Source organism: Agrobacterium sp. 719_389, from assembly GCF_900188475.1.
Classification (GTDB): Bacteria; Pseudomonadota; Alphaproteobacteria; order Rhizobiales; family Rhizobiaceae; genus Agrobacterium; species Agrobacterium radiobacter.
Genome location: NZ_FYEM01000005.1, coordinates 177447 through 200505, shown reverse-complemented (window position 1 = coordinate 200505; position 23059 = coordinate 177447). Strand labels below are relative to the sequence as shown.

20 protein-coding genes are annotated in these 23059 nt (G+C 61.1%); 7 read left to right on the top strand and 13 right to left on the bottom strand.

Annotated elements, in window-relative coordinates; genetic code table 11:
- Nucleotides 1–141: 141 nt before the first annotated feature.
- A complete protein-coding gene (locus tag CFB10_RS11605) occupies nucleotides 142–363 on the top strand; it encodes a DUF2093 domain-containing protein (protein WP_020010546.1) in 222 nt (73 codons plus the stop codon).
- A 230-nt stretch (nucleotides 364–593) separates the two neighbouring features.
- Here the strand turns inward: CFB10_RS11605 and lpxK are convergent, their stop codons facing one another.
- From lpxK to CFB10_RS11570, 6 genes are all read right to left on the bottom strand, one after another.
- The gene (gene lpxK / locus CFB10_RS11595) at nucleotides 594–1640 is read right to left on the bottom strand and encodes a tetraacyldisaccharide 4'-kinase (RefSeq protein WP_020010545.1); all 1047 of its coding nucleotides are present in this window, start codon (nucleotides 1638–1640) and stop codon (nucleotides 594–596) included.
- 148 nt (nucleotides 1641–1788) lie between these two features.
- The gene (locus CFB10_RS11590; protein WP_020010544.1) at nucleotides 1789–2526 is read right to left on the bottom strand and encodes an HAD family hydrolase; all 738 of its coding nucleotides are present in this window, start codon (nucleotides 2524–2526) and stop codon (nucleotides 1789–1791) included.
- The gene (gene waaA, locus CFB10_RS11585; RefSeq protein ID WP_020010543.1) at nucleotides 2520–3842 is read right to left on the bottom strand and encodes a lipid IV(A) 3-deoxy-D-manno-octulosonic acid transferase; all 1323 of its coding nucleotides are present in this window, start codon (nucleotides 3840–3842) and stop codon (nucleotides 2520–2522) included. Before waaA ends, CFB10_RS11590 begins: the two co-directional genes overlap by 7 nt.
- Nucleotides 3843–4057: 215 nt before the next feature.
- Entirely contained in the window at nucleotides 4058–4297 is a 240-nt protein-coding gene (locus CFB10_RS11580; RefSeq protein ID WP_003503155.1) for a DUF4170 domain-containing protein, read from the bottom strand.
- A 61-nt stretch (nucleotides 4298–4358) separates the two neighbouring features.
- A complete protein-coding gene (locus CFB10_RS11575; protein WP_020010542.1) occupies nucleotides 4359–5165 on the bottom strand; it encodes a 3'(2'),5'-bisphosphate nucleotidase CysQ in 807 nt (268 codons plus the stop codon).
- Nucleotides 5166–5258: 93 nt separating this feature from the next.
- Nucleotides 5259–6605, bottom strand: a complete 1347-nt coding sequence (locus CFB10_RS11570; protein ID WP_026363681.1) for a TldD/PmbA family protein — start codon at nucleotides 6603–6605, stop codon at nucleotides 5259–5261.
- A gap of 116 nt (nucleotides 6606–6721) precedes the next feature.
- On the opposite strand from CFB10_RS11570, the gene CFB10_RS11565 reads away from it, so the two are divergent.
- Nucleotides 6722–8551, top strand: a complete 1830-nt coding sequence (locus CFB10_RS11565) for a monovalent cation:proton antiporter-2 (CPA2) family protein (RefSeq protein ID WP_020010540.1) — start codon at nucleotides 6722–6724, stop codon at nucleotides 8549–8551.
- A 202-nt stretch (nucleotides 8552–8753) separates the two neighbouring features.
- Here CFB10_RS11565 and CFB10_RS11560 read toward each other — a convergent pair whose 3' ends face one another.
- The 3 genes from CFB10_RS11560 to CFB10_RS11550 form a co-directional block, all read right to left on the bottom strand.
- Entirely contained in the window at nucleotides 8754–9680 is a 927-nt protein-coding gene (locus CFB10_RS11560) for a patatin-like phospholipase family protein (RefSeq protein ID WP_020010539.1), read from the bottom strand.
- Between the two features lie 187 nt (nucleotides 9681–9867).
- On the bottom strand, nucleotides 9868–10425 hold the full coding sequence (gene rsmD / locus CFB10_RS11555; RefSeq protein ID WP_003503166.1) for a 16S rRNA (guanine(966)-N(2))-methyltransferase RsmD: 558 nt from the start codon (nucleotides 10423–10425) through the stop codon (nucleotides 9868–9870).
- A complete protein-coding gene (locus tag CFB10_RS11550) occupies nucleotides 10406–12364 on the bottom strand; it encodes a pseudouridine synthase (RefSeq protein ID WP_020010538.1) in 1959 nt (652 codons plus the stop codon). The genes rsmD and CFB10_RS11550 overlap by 20 nt, the downstream gene beginning before the upstream one ends.
- A gap of 71 nt (nucleotides 12365–12435) precedes the next feature.
- Here CFB10_RS11550 and CFB10_RS11545 point away from each other — a divergent pair, with 71 nt between their 5' ends.
- A complete protein-coding gene (locus tag CFB10_RS11545) occupies nucleotides 12436–12894 on the top strand; it encodes a nucleoside deaminase (RefSeq protein WP_020010537.1) in 459 nt (152 codons plus the stop codon).
- A 52-nt stretch (nucleotides 12895–12946) separates the two neighbouring features.
- Here CFB10_RS11545 and CFB10_RS11540 read toward each other — a convergent pair whose 3' ends face one another.
- From CFB10_RS11540 to CFB10_RS11525, 4 genes are all read right to left on the bottom strand, one after another.
- Nucleotides 12947–13585 carry a hypothetical protein gene (locus CFB10_RS11540; RefSeq protein ID WP_003494085.1) on the bottom strand — a complete coding sequence of 213 codons (639 nt, stop codon included), beginning with the start codon at nucleotides 13583–13585 and terminating at the stop codon, nucleotides 12947–12949.
- Nucleotides 13586–13727: 142 nt separating this feature from the next.
- Nucleotides 13728–16631 (bottom strand): isoleucine--tRNA ligase, encoded by a 2904-nt coding sequence (gene ileS, locus CFB10_RS11535; RefSeq protein ID WP_020010536.1) that lies wholly within the window; start codon nucleotides 16629–16631, stop codon nucleotides 13728–13730.
- Between the two features lie 281 nt (nucleotides 16632–16912).
- Nucleotides 16913–17893, bottom strand: coding sequence for a bifunctional riboflavin kinase/FAD synthetase (locus CFB10_RS11530; protein WP_020010535.1), 981 nt, complete (start codon nucleotides 17891–17893; stop codon nucleotides 16913–16915).
- A 47-nt stretch (nucleotides 17894–17940) separates the two neighbouring features.
- Nucleotides 17941–18789: a TIGR01459 family HAD-type hydrolase gene (locus tag CFB10_RS11525; RefSeq protein WP_020010534.1), complete on the bottom strand. Its 849-nt coding sequence runs from the start codon at nucleotides 18787–18789 to the stop codon at nucleotides 17941–17943.
- Between the two features lie 369 nt (nucleotides 18790–19158).
- Between CFB10_RS11525 and groES the strand changes: the two genes are divergently transcribed.
- The 4 genes from groES (at nucleotide 19159) to CFB10_RS11505 (ending at nucleotide 23051) form a co-directional block, all read left to right on the top strand.
- Entirely contained in the window at nucleotides 19159–19455 is a 297-nt protein-coding gene (groES, locus tag CFB10_RS11520) for a co-chaperone GroES (RefSeq protein ID WP_003494080.1), read from the top strand.
- A gap of 74 nt (nucleotides 19456–19529) precedes the next feature.
- On the top strand, nucleotides 19530–21164 hold the full coding sequence (gene groL / locus CFB10_RS11515; protein WP_020010532.1) for a chaperonin GroEL: 1635 nt from the start codon (nucleotides 19530–19532) through the stop codon (nucleotides 21162–21164).
- 849 nt (nucleotides 21165–22013) lie between these two features.
- On the top strand, nucleotides 22014–22448 hold the full coding sequence (locus tag CFB10_RS11510) for a hypothetical protein (RefSeq protein ID WP_020010531.1): 435 nt from the start codon (nucleotides 22014–22016) through the stop codon (nucleotides 22446–22448).
- 156 nt (nucleotides 22449–22604) lie between these two features.
- Nucleotides 22605–23051 carry a DoxX family protein gene (locus CFB10_RS11505; RefSeq protein WP_020010530.1) on the top strand — a complete coding sequence of 149 codons (447 nt, stop codon included), beginning with the start codon at nucleotides 22605–22607 and terminating at the stop codon, nucleotides 23049–23051.
- The last annotated feature ends 8 nt before the right edge of the window (nucleotides 23052–23059 follow it).

The following is a 23059-nucleotide window of genomic DNA, read 5'->3' as shown; positions in this document are numbered from 1 at the left end:
CAGCCGCAAGCAGGCGGGGCTGGCCTTGCGCCGCGCCGGCCTATATAAATTCAGGATACTGGAGCATCCGCATTGTTCAGGAAAACGCTACGCCGTTTCGGACTGGGTGCCCTGACAGGACAGAGCAGGAGACGAAAACGGATGAACAGATTTGAAGGAGGCGGCAACCGCCTCGCCGTCATCGAATATCTCGACGGTGACTTCCGCATCGTCCAGACCGGCTCGCATGTCATCTGCGCCACGACAGGCAAGACAATCCCGGTTGATGAGCTGCGCTACTGGAGCGTAGCGAGGCAGGAAGCCTATGTGGATGCGGCGGCTTCGCTGGAGGCCGAAAAGAAGGCTGGTAATTTGCCCGCATAAGGGCGCGGAAGCACGCCCATAAAGAGCCATGCGTGAGAACGCTTCTTTTCACGCTGAGACTGCTCAACTCTCCACCATCATCCCTGTGCTCGTCACAGGGGTCCAGCCAGCCCAAGTCCTTGGGCTGACAAGGCTCTTCCCGCCACGCAGACGCGTGTCGGCTGGATTCCTGTGACAAGCACAGGAATGGGGAGAGGTAAGGTGGCGGGCGGCTTACATTCGGAAAAAGCTTAAATCGACGTCCGTGCATTTTCCCGCAGCAAACGCGCGCGGCAGTTTCCCACCGCCGTATCGATGATCGTCGCGGCGGCGTTGGGGTCGTCGAACACCATGTCGATTTCGATCACCAGGCTGTTCCACAATAATTCTTCCGCCCGGCCGTGGTGGCCGTTGAGCCGCACCGCATCCTTGGCCGTCGTAACCAGCTGCAAATTTTGCTTACCGGCGTCCTGCAGAAGATCGGCGATCTCGTCATCGCTGAAGTGATGGTGATCCGGGAAAGAGCGCTGCAGCACGATGTCGCCGCCCAGTGCCTCGACGGTTCGATAAAACTTGGCCGGATCGGCGATGCCCGCATAGGCCAGCACGCGCCTTCCCCTGAAATCCTGCGGCTCCTGCGGCGTGATCGCCGCAACGAAGACGGGTTTGGCAGCCTTTGCCGCCTGCCTGACCAGCGCGTCGGCCGCATGGCCGTTGCCGACCTTCAGGAGTCCGGTCATGTGCCGCATCTGTTCGGCAAGCGGCGCTCTTACCGGACCGCCCGGCACGAGATGACCGTTGCCGATGCCGCGCATCGTATCGATGACAACAAGCGCATAATCCAGCGTCAGGCGCGCGCTCTGGAAACCATCATCCATGATGATGAGATCGACGCCTTCCTTCACCAGCCGGTGCGCACCTTCCACCCGTTTGCGGGAAATGACCGTGATCGCCTCGCGCGCCAGAAGCAGCGGCTCGTCGCCGACATCGGCGGAGCGGTGCTGTCCGGGATCGACAAGGGTGGTAACGTCAAGCGTGCCGCCATAACCGCGGCTGAGAAATCCGGGTTTCAGGCCTTTTGCGACGGCGGCTCTCGCAATTGCCATCGCCGTCGGCGTCTTGCCAGCGCCGCCCACGGTGAAGTTGCCGATGCAGATGACCGGAACGGAAACGCTTGCCCTTTTTGCCGTTCGCATCCGCCGGCCGGCAACCTTGCCGTAAAGAAGCGAGAAAGGTGACAGGAGCCACGCCTGCCAGCCCGCTTTCTGCCACCAGAACGGCGGCGCTTCAGAAACCATCTATTCCCGCTCCCGGCCGCGTCGCCCACGGCATTCCGTTCGCCTGTCACATGTCAGGAGGTTGTTTGCCAGAAAAAACCGTAAATTGCAAAAATGGATTAGACGGTTCCACGGGGCGACACCGGACCCGGCGAAAACCCCACCGGGTTCAGAGAGCCCGTTCCGGCAAAAGCGCTTCGAGTGCGGTAATGTCATCGAAACAATAATCGGCATCCGCGCCAAGGCTTTCGCGCGAGCCTGTTCCGGTCAGAACGGCGATCCGCAGACCGGCACCGGCATTTTTCGCCATATGCAGATCGTGGTTATTGTCGCCGACAACAGCCACGCGTTCGGGTGGAAAGCCGATCGCCTCGCAGAAGCCCAGCACCATGCCGGGCTGCGGCTTGGTGCCGTAACCGCTGTCGTATCCCGCGACGAAATCGACGTCGTTTTCGAAACCGAAGCGGATGGCGGTCTGGCGGATGGAGTTTTCATTGTCGCTGGAGGCGATGCCGAGCTTGTAGCCCCGCGCCTTCAGCCTTGCGAAAAATGCCTTGAGATCGGTCACAGGCACGGATTTATCCGCAGCCTCGGTAAACAACCGGTCGAGGCGCGCCGTCAGCTCCCCGACATCGCAGGGCGAGCCGGCGGCAACCAGACCGGCGGCGATTTCCGCCGTGTTGCCGGCGGCCAGCAGGCTGTCCGGCACCACATGACCGGTAACGGGGTCCATGCCGCATGCGGAGAGAAGCCGGTCAGCGAGAACGGGATCGCCATTGGCCGCGATGGCCGCAAGTTCGCGGTTCACCGGTCCCCAGCTGGCGTCATAGCCTAAAAGCGTTCCGTCCTTGTCGAAAAGGACTGCGGCGATCGATTGCGCCGCGTTGAGTTCGATATCCGCTACCATGAACCGATGGCGCTCCGCGGTTGCAGCTTGGCGGAAACGGTGAGCGGGTTGATATAGGGCTCCAGCGCCTTGACGGTGGAAGAAAGAGCGCCGCGCATATCCTGAATGACCCGGTTGCCGGCATCGATCATCTTGTAACGCTCATTGTCATTGACCAAGAGGTAATGCACCGCCTTGGCCAACATCTCGACATCGCGGATGATACGCCCGCCGCCGGCGCGGATCAGCTTCTGATAGGCTTCGCGGAAATTCTGCACATGCGCGCCTGACAGGACGGCGCAGCCGAGCATCGCCGGCTCCAGCGGGTTCTGCCCGCCTTCGGCCGTCAGTGACCGGCCGACGAAGGCAAGTTCGGTCAGCCGCAGGTAAAGCCCCATTTCACCGATGGAATCGCCAAGGAAAATATCGGTTTCCGGCGTGATCACGTCATTGCGGCTGCGACGCGCCACGGTAAGCCCCATGCCTTTCAGCATGGCTTCCACATCATCGCCGCGCTCGGGATGGCGCGGCACGATGATGGTCAGTTGGCCGTTGCGCGACTTGATCGCCGCATGAACGGTGGCGGCAGCCTTCTCCTCGCCGTCGAAGGTGGAGATGGCGGCCCATGTCTTGCGATTGCCGACCTGCTTGCGATAGTGCTCCAAAAGCGCCTCGTCACAGGGCGGCGGGTCGGTATCGCCCTTGAGATTGCCCGAAATCACCACCGGCCATGAGCCGAGATCGCGGAAACGTTCGGCATCGAGATCGGACTGCGCAACCACCAGCGCCAGCTTGGAAAACAGCGATTCCGCAATATCATGCCGGGCTTTCCAGCGGTCAAAGGAACGGTCGGAGAGACGCGCATTGACACGGATCTGCGGAATGTGCCGGCGCTCCAGCTCCATCATCGTCACCGGCCAGATTTCCGATTCCGCCGTTATGGCGGCATCCGGCGCCCAATAGGTGAGGAAGCGATTGACCGCGATCTTGATGTCGAGCGGCACATATTGGTGGATCACGTCATCGCCAAGCCGGGTGCGGGTCAACTCGGCCGACGTGACGGTGCCGGTGGTCAGAAGCACGAAGATATCGCGCTTGCGGATTTCACGGATCAGCGGGATGAGGGCGAGCGTTTCACCGACACTTGCGGCATGGAACCAGACGAGCGGCCCGCGCGGGCGCTCGGCGCTCGCATAACCGAAACGTTCGAGCCGGCGGCGCTTGTCTTCTTTACCCTTCGCTGCCCGATAGGAAAGATAGGGCTTGGCGAACGGGTAAGCGGCGATACCGGCAATGCGGTAACCGGAAAGAGCGAAACGTGCGAGACGGCTGCTCATGACATTCTGCCCTTGATCATTCCGCGCAATGCCCTGCCCCTGTTCTGGTTGTTATCGCCGCCTACTTCTTCTCAAATTGCGTCATTTTTTGTCATCGGAAACGAAAGCGCGATCACATTTTCTCGCTCCGGCATTCCCGGCCTGCGCCGCTCGCGCAGGAATCACGGGAAAGCTCGCTCTCACCCAATAGTATTACAACGCAAGGGCAAAAGGACTCAAATTTTATCGTCCGGATTGAGAAGACGGTGCATATGCACGATAAAATAACGCATATGGGCGTTATCAACAGTCATTTGCGCCTTGGACTTCCATGCGGTCAGCGCGGAAGCATAGTCCGGATAGATGCCGACGATATCGAGCGCGTTCAAATCCCGGAACTGAACATCCTGAAGGTTTTCAAGTTCGCCGCCGAAGACGAGGTGCAGCAGCTGTTTCGGTTTGCCAGATTCCGTCATGTCTTAGTCTCTTTCTTAAACGCTGAGAGAGGCCTTCATCTGCGGGATTTCCCGGCAAACGTCAACTGTCAGACAGATGTGAAAACGCTTTCAAAAGTGCAGGCAGCGCATAATCTGCTGCAGCGCACAATGCGGGGTGGTTAACCTGCCGGCGATTATACATCAGAGGTTTTCCATCAAGCCCGACCAGACGACCGCCCGCCTTCTCCAGAATGAGGTCAGCGGCGGCCAGATCCCACTCGTGCGAGTTGGCCTTGACCAGCGTTCCATCAATGCGGCCATCCGCCACCATCGCCAGCCTGTAGGCGAGAGAGGGCACGTGCGGAATGCGCTTGACGCCGCCCCGCACCCCTTCCGGCAGATGCGTGATCACGTCTTCGGGCGCCGCCAGATGGAAGATGCCGGCATTTTCGCGCGCGGCAAAAACGGGCGACCCGTTCTTCAGAGCTTCACCGCCTTCAAATGCGGTAAACTCCTCGGCAAGCGCCGGTGCGACGAGCGCCGCGACCACCGGCCGGCCCTCATGCACCACCGCAACGCTGACGCACCATGTATCCCGCCCGCCGATGAAGGCGCGGGTGCCGTCAATGGGGTCAACGACGAAGACGGTGGAACGGGACAGCCTGTCGGTATCGTCATCCGTCTCTTCGGAAAGCCAGCCATAATCCGGCCGGGCGGAGCGCAGGATGGTTTCGAGGATTTCATTGGCGGCGTAGTCGGCCGCGCTGACCGGCGAAAGCCCGCCATTTTTCCACCAGACCTCGGGATCCTTGCGGAAGAAACCGAGGGCCGTCTCGCCCGCCTTGCGGGCGGCTTCAAGGACCAGCCTCAGATCGGAGGCCCAGCGGGCCTCAGCCATATCGTTCATTTTGCCGTCTTTTCCGCGCGCCTCAAACGGCGCGCCCGTTTTTCTCTTCGCACTTGCACATAAAGCGCCGGCGAAAACAACCCGCAGGCCGCCTCACTTGCCCGCGATCGTCATGCCTTCAATGGCAAGCGTCGGGGCCGCGACGCCGTATTTGCGGTCAATATCATTGGCCGGCGTGACCCGCATGAACATGTCCTTCAGGTTTGAGGCGATGGTGACCTCGGAAACCGCGAAGGTCTTTTCGCCATTCTCGATCCAGAAACCGCTGGCGCCGCAGCTATACTCACCCGTGATCATGTTGGCGCCGTGGCCGATCAGCTCGGTGACGTAAAAGCCGGTTCCGACCTGCCTCAGCAAGTCCTCCGGCGAGAGATCGCCCGGCTCCAGCGCGAGATTGGTAGAAGCCGGCGAAACCGCCGTGCCGCCGCGCACGCCGCGACCGTTGGTTTCAAGGCCAAGTTCGCGCGCCGCCGAGGTGGAGAGGAACCAGTGCTTCAGCACCCCGTCCTCGATCATCGTCATCTTCTCGCCGCGAACACCCTCGCCATCGAAGGGACGCGAGGACGGGCCGCGCACGATCTGCGGGTCGTCGGTGAGATAAAGACCCTTTTTCAGAACCTGCTGACCCATTTTATCGCGCAGGAAGCTGGTCTTGCGGGCGACCGAAGCACCGTTGATCGCGCCGGCGATCGCGCCGACGAAACCGCGGGCGATGCGTGGATCGAAAACCACCGTGATGTTGCTGCCGGTATCGACCTGACGCGGGCCGACACGCCGCACCACTTTTTCACCGGCGCGGCGACCGATTTCCTCGGCCGCATCGAGATCGGCATAATAGAGGCGGCTGTCGAAATCGTAGTCGCGCTCCATCTTGGTGCCTTCGCCGGCGATGACGCTGACGGAGCGGCTGAAACGGCTGCCCATATAGCTGCCGGAAAAACCATGTGACGTAGCAAGCACCAGGCCGCCCATGCCGCTTGATGCGCCGGCGCCGGAGGAATTGCTGACGCCCTTGACCGCAAGCGCTGCCTCTTCCGACGCAAGGGCTGCCTCACGCAGCTGATCGGCCGAGACTTCGGTCGCATCGAAAAGCTCGAGATCGTCGTAGGACGTCGCAAGCCGCTCCTTGTCCGCCAGGCAGGCAAAGGGATCTTCCGGCGAGACCTTGGCCATGGCGACGGCCCGTTCCGCCAGCGTCTTCAGGTCAAAGCCGGGATTGGCCGAAACGCTCGCCACCCGGCGGCCAACGAAGACGCGCAGGGAAAAATCGTCACTTTCGGAGGATTCGGTGCTTTCCACCTTGCCGAGCCGCACGCCGACCGACTGCGAGCGGGAGCGGACGACAACGGCATCCGCCTCATCCGCGCCGGCGGCACGGGCAAGATCGACAAGTTCGCTGGCGCGATCGAGAAGTTTGGAAGAATCTATTTCTGAGGACATGAGTTGGCCTTTCATTCCTGTTCCATTTATTGTGCCAGCAACCCCGCATCAAGGGCGAAACGCCGCTTTCTCCATTCGGACGGTTTTGTCGCCACCCTATTCGAAAGTCCGCCCGCATGACCGAGCACGACGCTCTCTTTTCCGAACCATTGCTGCTTCTGGCCGGCGCGGTCATTGCGGCCTCCGTTTTCCGCAAGCTCGGGCTTGGCACCGTGCTCGGTTATCTGGTCGCCGGCATCATCATCGGCCCGTTCCTGCATCTGGTCACGGATGCGAAGGACATCTTCAACGTCTCGGAACTGGGCGTCGTTTTCCTGCTCTTCATCATCGGCCTTGAACTCAAGCCTTCACGCATCTGGCAGATGCGGCGCGATATTTTAGGCCTCGGGCTGGCACAGGTGCTGGTGACCGGCAGCGTGCTGGCGGCCGTTGCATGGTGGGCGGGGCTGATCGACTGGCGGGGAAGCGTGGTTGCGGGTTTCGGTCTTGCGCTTTCCTCCACCGCCTTTGCGCTGCAAATCCTTTCCGATGACGGCGACATGAACACGCGGCACGGCAACCGGTCCTTCTCTATCCTGCTGTTTCAGGACCTTGCCATCGTGCCGCTTCTCGCCCTCGTCACCATTCTTTCCAACCGCCCGGATGTGCCGACGGATTCGATGGTATACGATCTCGTCGCCTCCGTCGTTGCTGTGGCGGGCATGGTGCTGGCCGGGCGTTACCTGCTCACGCCGATGTTCCAGATCATCGCCCGCACGGGTGCGCGTGAAGTGATGATCGCGGCCGCCCTTTTTGTCGTCATCGGTGCTGCCGCCATCATGGAGATGGTCGGGCTTTCCATGGGCATGGGTGCGCTGCTTGCGGGGCTGATGCTGTCGGAATCTTCCTATCGCCACGAGCTGGAGGCCGATATCGAGCCGTTTCGCGGCCTGTTTCTGGCGCTGTTCTTCATGGCCGTCGGCATGTCGCTGCACATCCATATCGTTTATGAGCACATCGTCCTCATTCTGATCGCCGTGCCGGCGATGATGGCGGTGAAGGCTGCCCTGATCTATGGCCTCTGCCGCATCGCCGGCTCCTCGCGTTATGCATCAAGCCGGATTGCGCTGCTTCTGGCGCAGGGCGGCGAATTCGGTTTCGTGCTCTTCACCACGGCTGCTGCCTCCGGGCTGTTTCCGCAGGCGACCGCCTCGATCCTCGTTGCCGTTGTCACGCTTTCCATGGCGCTCACACCGCTTCTGGCCGTGATTTCGCGGCGGCTGACGGCGGAGGACGCGGAAGAGGACAAGCTGGAAGAGGATTTCGACGGCGCGGGCGCGGATGTGCTGATGATCGGCTTTTCCCGTTTCGGCCAGATCGCCTCGCAGATTCTTCTGGCCGGCGGGCGCGACGTGACCGTCATCGACAGCTCGGCCGACCGCGTGCGCCAGGCCGCCCGTTTCGGCTTTCGCATCTTCTTCGGTGACGGCACCCGCAAGGACGTGCTGATCGCCGCCGGCATCGAGCGGGCCGATCTCGTGGCGGTCTGCACCCATAAAAAGGAGGTCACCGACCGTATCATCGACATGATCCAGTCGGAATTTCCAAGCGTGCGCATCTATGCCCGCTCCTATGACCGCGTGCATTCCCTCGACCTCAGGAAAAAGGGCGTGGAATACGAAATCCGCGAAACGCTGGAATCCGGCCTGCTGTTCGGCAGGCGCATTCTGGAAGGGCTGGATATGGACGGCGAAAGGGCGCTGGCGATTGCCGACGACATTCGCGAACGCGACGAGCAGCGGCTGGAGCTTCAGGCCGTCGAAGGCCTCGCCGCCGGCCGGCAGATGCTGCACAACAAGCCGGTGCGCGAGGTGAAGCCGGAACCGCTGATGAAGCCGAAGACCAAGGCGGAAAAGTGGGAGGAGGAAGAGGGTTCGGAGGAGAGCGAGACGGAAGTTTCGCTATGATTCAAAGGCACTGGCCGGGAGAGCGCCGCTTGTTTCTTCTCCCCGGCGGGGAGAAGACGGCCCGAAGGGTCAGATGAGGGGGCAACCTCTCAGAATATCTCTGCCCTTGCCCCCGCATCCCGCTGCCGCGACCTTCTCCCCGGCGGGGAGAAGAAACAAGCGGCTTGCGCTCGCTCCATGGTGAATACGCAAGGAGTACCCCTCAAGCTTCCACACCCTGCCCGCGATGAAACAGTTCCACCTGCATGTCGACCTGCCGTTTCAGATCGTCCTTGATGCTGGCCGACGCGTTCAGCACTTCCTCCGACTTCAGGAAATCCAGCACCCCGAAACGGTGCACCGGCGGGCGCAGGAAAATATGCGGCGGGCGTAACCTCAGTTTCAGGGCGATTGCCGCCTGCATCATCAGCTGGCTGGCGCCGAACAGGCTGTCCAGCCGGTTGGGCATGGTGGTGCCGTCACCTTCGGGGCCGCCGACGACATCGACACCGATGACGATATCGGCCCGATCCAGCAGATGTTCATAGGGCACGGGGTTGAAGATGCCGCCATCAATCATGATGCGGCCATCGATACGAACGGGCATGAACAGTGCCGGAATGGCGGCGGACGCCGCCAGCGCCTGGATGATCTCCCCGCGTTCCACCACCACTTCGGTCTGCGCGTAATAGTCCGTGGTTATCACTTTGAGCGGAATGGCAAGCTCCGAGAAATCTTTCGGCAGAGCCTGCGGCATCAGCGCGTGCAGAATGAGTTCGAGGTTGAACTGCCCAAGGCGAAAACCATCCACCGCGTGGCGCATCGAGGCCGGGCCGAGGCTCCAGAGCCGGTTGGCGACCGAACCCTTTCGTCCCATGAGTTCAAGCGTGTATTCGCGGATTTCGCGGCCGGTCATGCCGGCCGCCATGCCCGCGCCGATGATGGAGCCGATGGAAGAACCGGAAATCGCGACAGGCCGGATGCCGAGTTCGTCCAGCGCCTCGATGACATTGATGTGGCAGATGCCCCGCGCGCCGCCGCCGCCGAGCGCCAGTCCGAATGTCGGCTCGTGGCCACCCGTACTGTCACCTTGGAGAACCTCTTCCCCGGCGCGGACGATCGTGACGCTTTCGTTTACACCCTGCTCCATGCGCACACCCAAATTCTTTCCGCGGCAAAGACTCTGCCTATTCGGCAAAGAAGACAAGACCATGGCGTGACGGGAGGTGTTCCTATCGGAGCGTTTTCGCTTTTCTTTAAATCGCGAAAACACTCTAAATCTTTGTTCTGTCGGATTTCCCGGCGGAAAACCGGGCTCCACTTTTCCTGGAAAGGTTCTAGGGCTCGTAGCGGTAGAAATGCATTTTCGTATCGCCGAAGATGCGGCTTTCGAGCGGCTTGAATACCGGATCGACCTTTACCGCCACATCGCCGCGCTCTTCCAGAATGGCGAGCGCGCCAGGTGTCAGCCAGCCGCCGCCATGGGCTGCCGAGAAAGCCTTCTCACCATGGCCATGGCCATAGGGCGGGTCGGCGAAGAGAAGATCGAAGGGCTCGATATTATTGACACCACCGAGCTTGGTGGCGTCACGCCGCAAAATGCGGGCGCGGCCATGCAGACCCAGCGCATCGATATTTTCCCAGAGCAATCCCCTGCCCTCGACGCCGTTTTCGACGAAGAGCGCCACACGACAGCCGCGCGAAAGCGCCTCCAGACCAACCGCGCCCGTTCCGGCAAAAACGTCCAGAACGCGCGTGCCGTCCAGACTTTCCGGATAGGCGTGGCTTAAAATGTTGAAGAGGCTTTCCCGCGTCCTGTCGATGGTCGGACGAATGGAATTCGATTTCGGCGCGGCCAGTGTCCGGCCGCGGAACTCACCGCCTACGATCCGCATTACGTGTCATTCCCCTGCCTCCAGAAGGTTTGCCACCCGGGCCTTTGCCGCCCGGCTTGCCGCCGCCGGGACCACCGGGGCCTTTGCTCTTGCCTGAGAAACCCGAACGTTCGCCGCGCTCGCCCGATTTTCCGAAGGACGGTTTGCCAAATCCGGGTTTGCCACCCGGCTTGCCGCCCCGGGGCTTGTCGCCCGCCGGGCGCTCGCCGCGTGGGCGCTCACCGTCTTCACGGGGTCTGTCGCGGAACGGACGGTCGCCGAAAGGTTTTTCACCGCGGGCGGTGCGATCGCCGAAACTCTTTTCGCCGCGTGGGCGGTCGCTGCGCGGACGATCACCCTCTTCACGCGGCTTGTCACGGAACGGACGGTCGCCGAAAGGTTTGCCGCCGCGTGCCGGGCGGTCACCGAAGCTCTTTTCACCGCGTGGACGGTCGCTGCGCGGGCGATCACCCTCTTCACGCGGCCTGTCGCGGAATGGCCGGTCGCCGAACGGCTTTCCGCCGCGTCCACCACGATCGCCAAAGCTCTTTTCGCCGCGCGGACGGTCGCCGCGTCCGCGACCAGCTTCTTCTTCGCGGGGAGAATCTGAGCGGATCCACTCGCCCTCGGCATCCGCATGCCGCACGACGTTGCGGCGCGCCTCGTCCTGGGCGGAAGGCTTCTTGAAGAGGTTTTCGGCTTCCGCACGGGCGGAAGACTTGCGCTCCTTGCCGTCACGGGTGGGCCTTGCACCGGGCGCCATCCAGACATTGGCCGTGCGGCTGGTGCCGGCAGGCTGGCGTGGGCGGCGGTCGTCGCCATCGTCCTCACTGCGGCCCTTTGCGCCAAATTTCCCGGCGGGCTTGGAGCCGAACTTGCCGGCCGGCTTGTCGCCGCGCTTGGTATCCAGCCGTCCGAGCGCCTTTTCGCGGCGGTCTTCCGGCTTGCCGGCAGCCTTGTCGAAACGCGGCTTGCCTTCCGGCGCATCGCTCTTTGCCCATTCGGACTTCACCGCCCGCTTCGGCGTGTTGTCTTCCTCGTCTTCAACGGGCGCATTGTAGATCGGCGCGTCGAAATTGGCGCCGGCCTGTTCGATCAGACGCGGGCCGAGCTGGTCGCGCAGCATCCGGCCGCGCACTTCCAGCACCTTGCCTTCAGCGAGATCACCGAGCTGGAACGGACCATAGGAAACGCGGATCAGCCGGTTGACCTCGAGACCGAGCGCGCCGAGCACGTTCTTGATTTCGCGGTTCTTGCCTTCACGCAGGCCCATGCTGATCCAGACGTTGTGACCCTGGGTGCGGTCGAGCGTCGCGTCGATTGCGCCATAAAGCACGCCATCGACGGCAATGCCTTCCTTCAGCTTGTCGAGTGCCGCCTGATCGACCTCGCCATGGGCGCGCACGCGGTAACGGCGCAGCCAGCCGGTGGTCGGCAGTTCCAGCACGCGGGAAAGGCCGCCATCATTGGTAAGCAGCAGCAGGCCTTCGGTATTGATATCGAGGCGGCCGATGGACAGAACGCGCGGCAGTTCGCTCGGCAGATTGTCGAAAACGGTCGGGCGGCCTTCCGGGTCGGAATTGGTCGTCACCAGACCGGCGGGCTTGTGGTAGAGCCACAGGCGCGTGCGCTCTGCACCGCGAATCGGCATGCCGTCGACTTCGATCTTGTCCGACAGCGTGGCGTTGACGACAGGCGTATCCAGCTTGACGCCGTTCAGCGATACGCGGCCTTCCATGATCATGCGCTCGACATCGCGGCGCGAGGCCACGCCTGCGCGCGCCATGATCTTGGAAATGCGCTCGGGCTTGGAGCCGCCAACGGTTTCCGGCGCCGGGGCGGCCTTTACCTCGGTCGGTTTCTTTTCGCGCTCTGCGGCGGGCTTGCCGGGGCCTTTCGGCTTCTTGTCGCGGCTAATTGTCTTGCCGCCGTCACGCTTCGGCTTGTCTTTAAAAGTCATTTGCTGTTTGCCTGTTGTTTGGGCTGTCCTATCAGGTCCAAGCACAAGGGTTAAGAGGAAATTGAAACGCAATGGCCGAAAGGACGCATTTCATGGAACTGGCGCTGGCGGAAGCCCGTGCCGCCGGCGAGCGGCAGGAGGTTCCGATCGGCGCCGTACTGGTTCTGGACGGCCGCGTCATCGCCCGTTCCGGCAACCGCACCCGTGAATTGAACGATGTGACGGCGCACGCCGAAATCGCCGTGATCCGCATGGCCTGCGAGGCGCTGGGGCAGGAACGGCTGCCCGGCGCCGATCTCTATGTAACCCTTGAGCCCTGCACCATGTGCGCGGCGGCGATCTCGTTCGCCCGTATCCGCCGCCTTTATTACGGCGCGGAAGACCCCAAGGGCGGCGCGGTGCATAGTGGTGTGCGCTTCTTCAGCCAGCCGACATGCCACCATGCGCCGGATGTTTATTCGGGACTTGCGGAAAGCGAAAGTGCGGAAATCCTGCGGCAATTTTTCCGCGAGAAACGTCTCGACGATTGAGCAGCCGACGGGAGAAACCTTTCCCGCAGGCCACCATCAGCCCGTCATTTTATCAGAAGGGGTTCCACCAGCTCTTGCCGGTGTTGGCGACAGCCGCTTCTTTCTTGCGGCGCTTTTCCTTCTTCTGCTCCGGCTCACCAAGATCGGTCAGCTGATCCTGCGGAACGCTGCGATATTCGGCCGGCGGATCGGTGAGGAACTTGCGCTGGGCGTTAACGACCGAGCCGCCCTGGGCTTCGGCCTTCGCCTTGCGGAAGGCTTCCCATTTCTGGCTTTCGGTCATCTGGCCGGCAGTGCCGTTACCGGCGAGCAGCGGCGAGCGGTAGTGCGGATTGTTCTTGTTGGCATCCGCCTCGTCGCGCAGACGTTCGCGGGTCTCTTCCGGCGATTCAACCCATTGCGGGTTGTTTTCGCGGTTCGCCATATTCTGCTGCGGCGCGGCCAATTGTTCGGCGCGGGACTGGGCAGGAACGACGAGGCCCGGGCGGGGGCTGTATTTCAGGTTACGCTTGGTCTGATCACCGGTGATCGACGTCGCGTTGCCGAGGTCGTCGACAAGCTGTTCCGCCGCCGTCTTGCCCGTACCGTAGGTCGGGCTCGTGCAGGCGCCGAGCAACACGCCTATCGCCGTGATGCCTGCAACCGTGCGAAACATGCCCAAACCCTGCGCATTACCCTGCATCGTCTTCATCGAAACCCTTCCAGCCGTCCGTCCCACTGCGCCAGACATCGTCTTTCGGCAGGCGGCAGCCCGCATTGCCGTGCAAATCCGGCCATTTTCAGGCAGGTGTACCGGATGAAGAGGCAAAGCGCAATTCATCCGGCCATTTTCATTATGCCAGTGCTGCAAGCTCGCGCAGCGCGGCCGCATCGCGGGCGGAAACCTCCGGATAGTCCGGATCGGAACCGACATCGGTGGTGATGCGCCAGGAGCGAGCGCATTTTACGCCCTCCGCCAGCTTCTGCTCGACCACGACCTTTGCGACTTCCGGCAGGCGGAAGCCATCGGCCGGGCCTTCATCACCCACCACCGAAATGGCCGAAGTGATGCAGATTTCGGCAAAATCCTGCCCGGCCAGCGCCGCCAGCAGGTCAGCGTCGGCAATGTGCACGACAGGGGCTGCCTCAAGCGAGGAGCCGATGCGCTTTTCGCGGCGCTCGACTTCCAGCGCGCCCGTCACGACCGTGCGGACCTTGCGGATTTTCTCCCACTTCGCTTCCAGCGCATCGTTCTTCCACTCCGCCGGGATTTCCGGGAACTGGACAAGATGCACCGATTCAGCATCCGGATAACGCGAAAGCCACGCTTCTTCCGTCGTGAAGGGCAGCATGGGCGCGAGCCACGAGACGAGGCAGTCAAACAGCTTGGCGATGACCGACAGCGCCGCCCGGCGCTTCAGCGACGACGGCGCGTCGCAATAAAGCGTGTCCTTGCGGATATCGAAATAGAAGGCCGAAAGCTCGACATTGGCGAAATCCACCAGCGCGCGGGCGATCTTCTTGAACTCGAAGCCGTCATAACCCTCGCGCACGACCTTATCCAGATCGGACAGGCGATGCAGCACCAGCTTTTCCAGCTCCGGCAGATCGTCATAGGCGATCTCTTCGCCCTTATAATGGGCGAGCGTACCGAGCATCCAGCGGATGGTGTTACGCAGCTTGCGATAGGCATCGACATTGGTCTGGATGATGGCCTTGCCGAGACGCTGGTCTTCCCAGTAATCCGTCGTCATGACCCACAGGCGCAGAATATCGGCGCCGGCGTCCTTCATGACTTCCTGCGGCGAGACCACGTTGCCCTTGGACTTGGACATCTTTTCGCCCTTCTCATCCATGGTGAAACCATGGGTGACAACGGCGTTATAGGGCGCACGGCCGCGCGTCGCACAGCTTTCTAGCAGCGACGAATGGAACCAGCCGCGATGCTGGTCGGAACCTTCCAGATAGACATCCGCCGGCCACTTCATGTCCGGGCGGTCTTCCAGCGTGAAGGTGTGAGTGCAGCCGCTGTCGAACCAGACGTCGAGAATGTCCATGACCTGCTGCCAACGGGCATGGTCGTGGTCATTGCCGAGGAAACGCTCCTTGGCGCCTTCGGCGAACCAGGCGTCCGCACCTTCGGCCTCGAAGGCCTCGAGGATGCGGGCGTTGACGGCCTCATCAATCAGGACTTCACCCTTCTCATCGGCGAAGACGGCGATCGGCACGCCCCAGCTGCGCTGGCGCGACAGGACCCAGTCGGGCCGGCCTTCGATCATCGCGCGCAGGCGGTTCTGGCCGGAGGCAGGGACGAAGCGGGTGTCGTCGATGGCGCTCAGCGAGCGCGAACGCAGCGTCGTGCCGTCGCCCAGTTCCTTGTCCATATAGACGAACCATTGCGGCGTGTTGCGGAAGATGACCGGCTTTTTGGAGCGCCAGCTATGCGGATAGCTGTGCTTCAGACGGCCTCGGGCAAACAGGTTGTTTTCCGCGATCAGCGCCTTGATGACACGCTCGTTCGCATCGCCCTTCTTGCCGTTGTCGTCCATGACGCGGGCAGCGCCACCTTCGGCGGACGGGCCGAAACCGGGGGCGTCCTCGGTGTAGAAGCCGTCGTCGCCGACCGGGAACGGGATGGCCGGCGACACGCCGCGCGCTTCCAGCTCACGCTGATGCGCGGTCCAGACGTCAAAGTCTTCGCGGCCATGGCTCGGCGCTGTATGCACGAAGCCCGTACCGGCATCGTCGGTAACGTGATCGCCTTCGAGCAGCGGAACCGCGAAATCGTAACCGAGCGATGCCAGCGGATGGGCGCAGGTGATGGCGGCCAGTTCTTCGCTTGTCACATCGCGAACGAGCTTAAAGGTCAACTTCGCCTTGGCGGCGGCCTCATCGGCGAGCTTCCTGGCGAAGATCAGCTTTTCACCCGGCTGCGGTCCGAAATCATTCTGCGCGCTTTCCACTTCGAAAAGGCCGTATTCGACCCGCGACGAAAACGCGATGGCGCGGTTGCCGGGGATGGTCCACGGCGTGGTCGTCCAGATGACGACGGAGACGCCGGCAAGCGCGGGCGCAGCGTCCTTCACCGGGAACTTCACCCAGATCATGTCGCTCTCGACATCGGCATATTCGACTTCGGCTTCCGCCAGCGCCGTGCGCTCGACCACCGACCACATGATGGGCTTGGAGCCGCGATAGAGCTGGCCGGTGCGGGCGATCTTCAGCAGTTCGCCGGCGATGCGGGCTTCGGCGTGGAAGTTCATCGTCGTGTAGGGATTGTCAAAGTCGCCTTCGATGCCGAGACGCTTGAACTCTTCCGACTGGACCTTGATCCAGCCGGCCGCGAAGTCACGGCATTCCTTACGGAATTCGTTGACCGGAACCTCGTCCTTGTTCTTGCCCCTGGCGCGATAGGCTTCCTCGATCTTCCATTCGATCGGCAGGCCGTGGCAATCCCAGCCCGGAACGTAATTGGCGTCGTAGCCGCGCATCTGGAAAGAGCGGGTGATGACGTCCTTCAGGATCTTGTTCAGTGCATGGCCGATATGGATGTTGCCGTTGGCATAGGGCGGGCCGTCATGCAGCACGAATTTCTCGCGGCCGGCGGCGGAGGCGCGCAGGCGCTTGTAGAGGCCCATCTCCTGCCAGCGCTTCACCGTTTCCGGTTCCTTCTGCGGCAGGCCGGCGCGCATCGGAAAATCCGTCTGCGGCAGATAGAGGGTGGAGGAGTAGTCCAGTTTTTCTGCGGTGTCGCTCATAATCGTACCGTTGTTGCGCGCCGTGTCGGTCGCGCCGTCTCAATTTCAAAGAGGGGCAAATACGGAAAGCGCCATGACAAATGCCATGACAAGCGCCAAAATCCCGGACCTTCCGGCTCGTCAGAGCGGGCGGAAGGCCGGGCCAATAATTCGGCCAATCTGAACTGTAAACTTCAACCGGTATTGGGACATGGCCGGTTGTTTATGCGGTTTTCCGGCAAAAAGGAAGAGAAAAGCGACGGCAATATAGCCCGGAATATGGGCTGACAGGTCTCATCAGATCAAAACGCAATCTTCGCATCCAACGCGCTGAGCGGGCGCACGCCCGATAACATCGCTCTCGCCTCTTCTTCATCGCGCCTGATCTGGGCGACGAGCGGATCGAGGCCATCGAATTTCAGTTCATCGCGCAGGTGCCCGAAGAAGGAAACCGAACAGACCTCACCGTAGAGATCGCCGGAAAAATCGAAGACGAATGTTTCGAGCAGCGCCGCGCCGTTTTCGGTGACGGTCGGGCGATAACCGAAGCTCGCCACGCCATCGTGGATAGAACCATCTGGGCGGCGGAAGCGCACGGCATAAATGCCGGCCTTCAGTTCCGTTTCCGGGGCGAGCGCCATGTTGGCGGTGGGATAACCCAGCGTGCGCCCCAGCTTCTGGCCGCCGATGACCTCGCTTTCCACCGTGAAGCGGTATCCGAGCAGGCCTGCAGCGCCCGCCACATCACCCTCGCACAGAAGCGAGCGGATACGGCTGGAGGAGACGACATCCGCACCCTCGTCGCGAAACGCATCCACCAGCGTCACGTCAAAACCATGGCGTTTACCGGCCGCCATCAGGAATGCCGGGCCGCCTTCGCGGCCCTTGCCGAAATGGAAATCGAAGCCGGTGACGACGGCGCTGGCATGAAGCCAGTCGACCAGGATGGATTGGACGAATTCCTCCGCCGAGCGCTGCGAAAATTCCCGATCGAAGGGATATTCGATGACCGAGCGGAAACCGATGGCCTCAAGGATGCGCGCCTTCAAAGGCGCGGGCGTGAGGCGAAAGACCGGCGTGTCGGGACGGAAGACGGAACGGGGATGCGGCTCGAAGGTCAGCACCAGCGCGGGAACCCCGCGCGCTTCCGCCAGTTCCAGAGCACGATCCAGCACAGCCCGGTGGCCGCGATGCACGCCGTCGAAATTGCCGATGGCGATGACGCCGCCACGAAGAGCTTCCGGCAGCGGCTCCTTTTTTTCATTGCGGTGAAAGACGGTCATGGCAATCGATCCATTCCTGCGCCAGCTATTCCTCAGGCGAGATATCCTCAGGCGAGACGGGGCATCCACCAGCCGGGAGCAGCACCCTGCCCCTTGAGATAGGCGTTGAGAAGCGCCTCGTCCGTCTGGCCGTTCAGCGTATATTCGGCGGCGTGAATGCCGCCGCTGATATAAAGAAGGTTGAGACCGCTCGCAATCGCGCCCTTCACATCCGTCGGCATGCCGTCGCCGATGGCGAGCACGCGGTCCTTGGCGAAGGCGCCGCGCACTTCTTTCGCAGCCGCAAGGCAGGCTTCGTAGATCGGCGCATGCGGTTTGCCGGCGATGCGGACTTCACCGCCGAGCTGTTCGTAATAGGCGGCCATGGCGCCGGCGCAGGGAATGATACGCTCGCCGCGTTCCACAACCAGATCGGGGTTGGCGCAGATCATCGGCGCATTGCGGGCAATGAAGCGCTTGAGCATTTCGGTATAGTCCTCGGGCGTCTCCGTCTCGTCATCGAAGAAGCCGGTGCAGACCACGGATTCCGTTTCCGCCTCGCCGACACATTCGACATCGAGACCTTCCAGCAGCGGCATGTCCCGCTCCGGGCCGAGCAGGAAGACTTTTTTCGGGCCTTCCGCGATCAGGCCACGGGTAACGTCGCCCGAGGTGATGATACGGTCATAGGCCTCATCGGGCACGCCGAGAACACGAAGCTGGGCGATGACCCCGGGGGCGGGACGCGGCGAATTGGTGATGAGCACCACCGTCTTGCCAGCCTTGCGCGCTTCCCGCAGCGCAACCGCCGCATCCGGAAAGGCGCTCACCCCATTGTGCAGCACGCCCCAGACATCCGAAAGAATAACGTCGAACCCATCAGTGATTTCGCCGAGAGTGAGAATGCGGTGGGCCATGAGATGCTTTCCGGATGCGAGAAGGGGGTGAGCGTCACATCGCAAAGCGGGACGCCGATGGCAAGGAAAAAAGCGGTGCGTGACCGGTCTTCGGCCCCGCCTGACGCAGCATGAACACAAATGTCCCGTAGATGGATGCAACGCGCATCGCGCGAAAAGAATATCGCCGTGGCGCGCATCCGCGCATGGGAAATTTCTGTCATGGAACGCTGATAACCATAAGCCAGGAAATTTTTCAGACAGGGCGTTCTTGACTCCGGCAGAAGCCCTCCTTATCTCGGTTCCGCTGGCACTCGATTAAGGAGAGTGCTAACACCCATCAGGCGAGTTCCAAAAGCTCGCGCAGTCATTTGATCGAGGGATTAGGCAATGACAAGCACCAATTTCCGCCCGCTTCATGATCGCGTCGTCGTTCGTCGCGTTGAATCCGAAGCAAAGACCAAGGGCGGCATCATCATTCCCGATACCGCCAAGGAAAAGCCGCAGGAAGGCGAAATCGTCGCCGTCGGTTCCGGCGCACGTGACGAGGCCGGCAAGGTCGTCGCTCTCGACGTCAAGGTTGGCGATCGCGTCCTGTTCGGCAAGTGGTCGGGCACTGAAGTCAAGCTCGACGGCGAAGACCTTCTGATCATGAAGGAAGCCGACATCATGGGTATCATCGGCTGATTTCGCCGGACCCATCGTTTCCGTAAATTTCAAGCCGGACCCGGTCCGGCCGTTCGAAACCAGGAGTTTTGAAAATGGCAGCCAAAGAAGTCAAATTCGGCCGCACAGCGCGCGAAAAGATGCTCAAGGGCGTCGACATTCTCGCTGATGCAGTGAAGGTCACCCTCGGCCCGAAGGGTCGTAACGTCGTTATCGACAAGTCCTTCGGCGCTCCGCGCATCACCAAGGACGGCGTTTCCGTCGCCAAGGAAATCGAACTGGAAGACAAGTTCGAGAACATGGGCGCACAGCTCGTTCGCGAAGTTGCCTCCAAGACCAACGACATCGCCGGTGACGGCACCACCACCGCAACGGTTCTGGCCCAGGCCATCGTTCGCGAAGGTGCAAAGGCAGTTGCTGCCGGCATGAACCCGATGGACCTGAAGCGCGGCATCGATCTGGCCGTTGCTGAAGTCGTCAAGGACCTTCAGGCCAAGGCCAAGAAGATCAACACTTCGGAAGAAGTTGCGCAGGTCGGCACGATCTCTGCAAACGGCGAACGTCAGATCGGTCTCGACATTGCTGAAGCAATGCAGCGCGTCGGCAACGAAGGCGTCATCACCGTTGAAGAAGCCAAGACCGCTGAAACCGAACTCGAAGTCGTCGAAGGCATGCAGTTCGACCGCGGCTACCTGTCGCCCTACTTCGTGACCAACCCGGAAAAGATGGTTGCGGACCTCGAAGACGCTTACATCCTTCTGCACGAAAAGAAGCTTTCGAACCTCCAGGCCATGCTGCCTGTTCTCGAAGCTGTCGTTCAGACCGGCAAGCCGCTCGTCATCATCGCTGAAGACGTCGAAGGCGAGGCCCTTGCAACGCTCGTCGTCAACAAGCTGCGTGGCGGCCTCAAGATCGCTGCCGTCAAGGCTCCTGGCTTCGGCGACCGCCGCAAGGCCATGCTGGAAGACATCGCCATCCTGACCGGTGGTACCGTCATTTCCGAAGATCTCGGCATCAAGCTCGAAAGCGTTACCCTCGACATGCTCGGCAAGTCGAAGAAGGTTTCGATCTCCAAGGAAAACACCACGATCGTTGATGGTGCTGGCCAGAAGTCCGACATCGAAGGCCGTGTTGCCCAGATCAAGGCGCAGATCGAAGAAACCACTTCCGACTACGACCGCGAAAAGCTGCAGGAACGTCTTGCCAAGCTCGCTGGCGGCGTTGCCGTTATCCGCGTTGGCGGTTCGACGGAAGTTGAAGTGAAGGAAAAGAAGGACCGCATCGACGACGCTCTCAACGCGACGCGCGCTGCTGTTCAGGAAGGTATCGTACCGGGCGGCGGCGTTGCCCTGCTGCGTTCCTCCACGAAGATCACCGCCAAGGGTGCAAACGACGACCAGGAAGCTGGCATCAACATCGTGCGTAAGGCTCTGCAGGCTCTGGTTCGCCAGATCGCAGAAAACGCTGGTGACGAAGCTTCCATCGTTGTCGGCAAGATCCTCGACAAGAACGAAGACAACTACGGCTACAACGCCCAGACCGGCGAATATGGCGACCTGATCCAGCTCGGCATCGTCGACCCGGTCAAGGTTGTTCGCACGGCTCTGCAGAACGCAGCTTCGGTTGCTTCGCTGCTGATCACCACCGAAGCCATGATCGCCGAACTTCCGAAGAAGGAATCGGCAATGCCGCAGATGCCCGGCGGCGGCATGGGCGGCATGGACTTCTAATCAGTCCTGTCACTGGAATAAGAAAGGGCGGTCTTCGGACCGCCCTTTTTCTTTGCCGTCCCTGCGCGATTGACGGAAGGCGGCACATCTTATCGGCCTCATCCTTGGGATAGGCCACTGCTGTCCGGTTTAAATTTCTCGAAGAAGTCATGTGTCATTGGTTCTATTATTTTCGGGTATGCCGTTGCCAAAGCCAATCACGCCGACGTCATCCTCGGGCCTGTCCCGAGGATCTGCAACCGATTGATTTTATTCGACGTGATTAGATCCTCGGCACAGGGCCGAGGATGACGTCGAGGGGGATGTTGACCCTCCACTACTGTCTTTAAAAAGGCTGCCGGCCGTCCGGAATTTAGATCGGACGGCAGTGGGACAGGACCGACGATGACGTCGGCGCTCTCGCGACAGATGCCTTATGAAATCAACAAGTTGCATAATTCTGAAGGCCGAAAGCGGAAAGGTTCGTGTATTGTCCCGTTTTGGAACAGGCGTGATTTTATCCGGCTATTTTTTGCCGTCCCATGCAATAATGCGGCAGCGTCAGGAGCGAATCACCACCCCATACGGGCCTGATTTTCACTCGGACCGGCTTATAAGTGCGCTATCTAGTTGTGCTTTTTCGCAAGTCTCGCGATTTTGAAGAAGAAATACATCATATTTTTGATTTTCTCACTGGCTGGTTGTTGTAGGTAGGGGAAAATAAACTATAAGTCAGCCCCCGTAAGGGTTCCGCGACTGGGCGGCGAGCATTGAAGGGGTTTCGATGCTTGGCAAACACGTTCGACTGCGGGTGGCGGTAAAGGTTCAACCTGGCAGCGGCGCTAGAAATGGCGGCGCTGGCACGTGTTCATGCGGGGGCGCGATTTGTTTGAAATATCAAGACGCAACGATGCACTGCCAACGGCGGTGACGACCGCGCCCGATCCCCGGACCATGTCGCATTTCTTCATTTCGGAGGAGTGGAGCAGCGATCTTTCGAGCGGCGTCATCCGGCTCGGCGAACACGCATCATTCATGCACGGCCTGCCGCCGGGTGAGTGCGGTTTGCTGAGCCTTGTCCGCTGTTACGACCGCGCTGACCACGCCCGCGTGCTGGAACTTTTCGAGCAGGTCTCAACCGCGCCCTCACGTTTCTGTTTTTCAACCGGCCTCTCCATTTTGCCGGCAATGCGGCAGCCGGTCATCTGCATGGGGGAATCTTCCGGCTTCGAAGACGGCCAGCAGGGACGCATATCGGGGCTTTTCCTGTTTCCGCGCCTTGAGGATATTCGCTTCGCCGCCTGAGGCCCTTCACAGCGACGCTATCCATCGTTCACAAAATGAAGACAATTTGTCTTCTGTTGTTCATCTTTATGGATGAGTGATTTTCCGACATTGATGTCTCCAGACATTGCCCTGCAGCTTAACCGGCAACACGCCGATCAATTACCGGAGATATCCATGTCCAGCAGCCAGAACGTTCTCGTTCTTATCGCCCGCATTCTGCTTTCCTTCATCTTCATCACTTCGGGCTTCAGCAAGCTCGTCGATCCGGCTGGCACGGCCGGCATGATCACCGGCGCCGGCCTGCCCGCCGCGACCGCGCTTGCCTATGTCGCAGGCCTGTTCGAACTCGTTGCCGGTCTTGCCATTCTCGCCGGTTTCCAGACCAGGATCGCCGCCTGGGCGCTTGCCGTCTTCTGCGTCTTCACCGGTCTGGTGTTCCACAGCGGCACCGTTGCTGTTCCCGGCTGGCCTGAGCCGGCTCTTGGCTGGATCAACACGCTGAACGGCATCATGATGGTGAAGAACATCACCCTTGCAGGCGCTTACATCCTGCTTGCCGCCTTCGGCGCTGGCGCCTACTCCATCGACGCAAAGCGCGGCGCGGCTGTGGCCCACGCCTGAGCCAGACA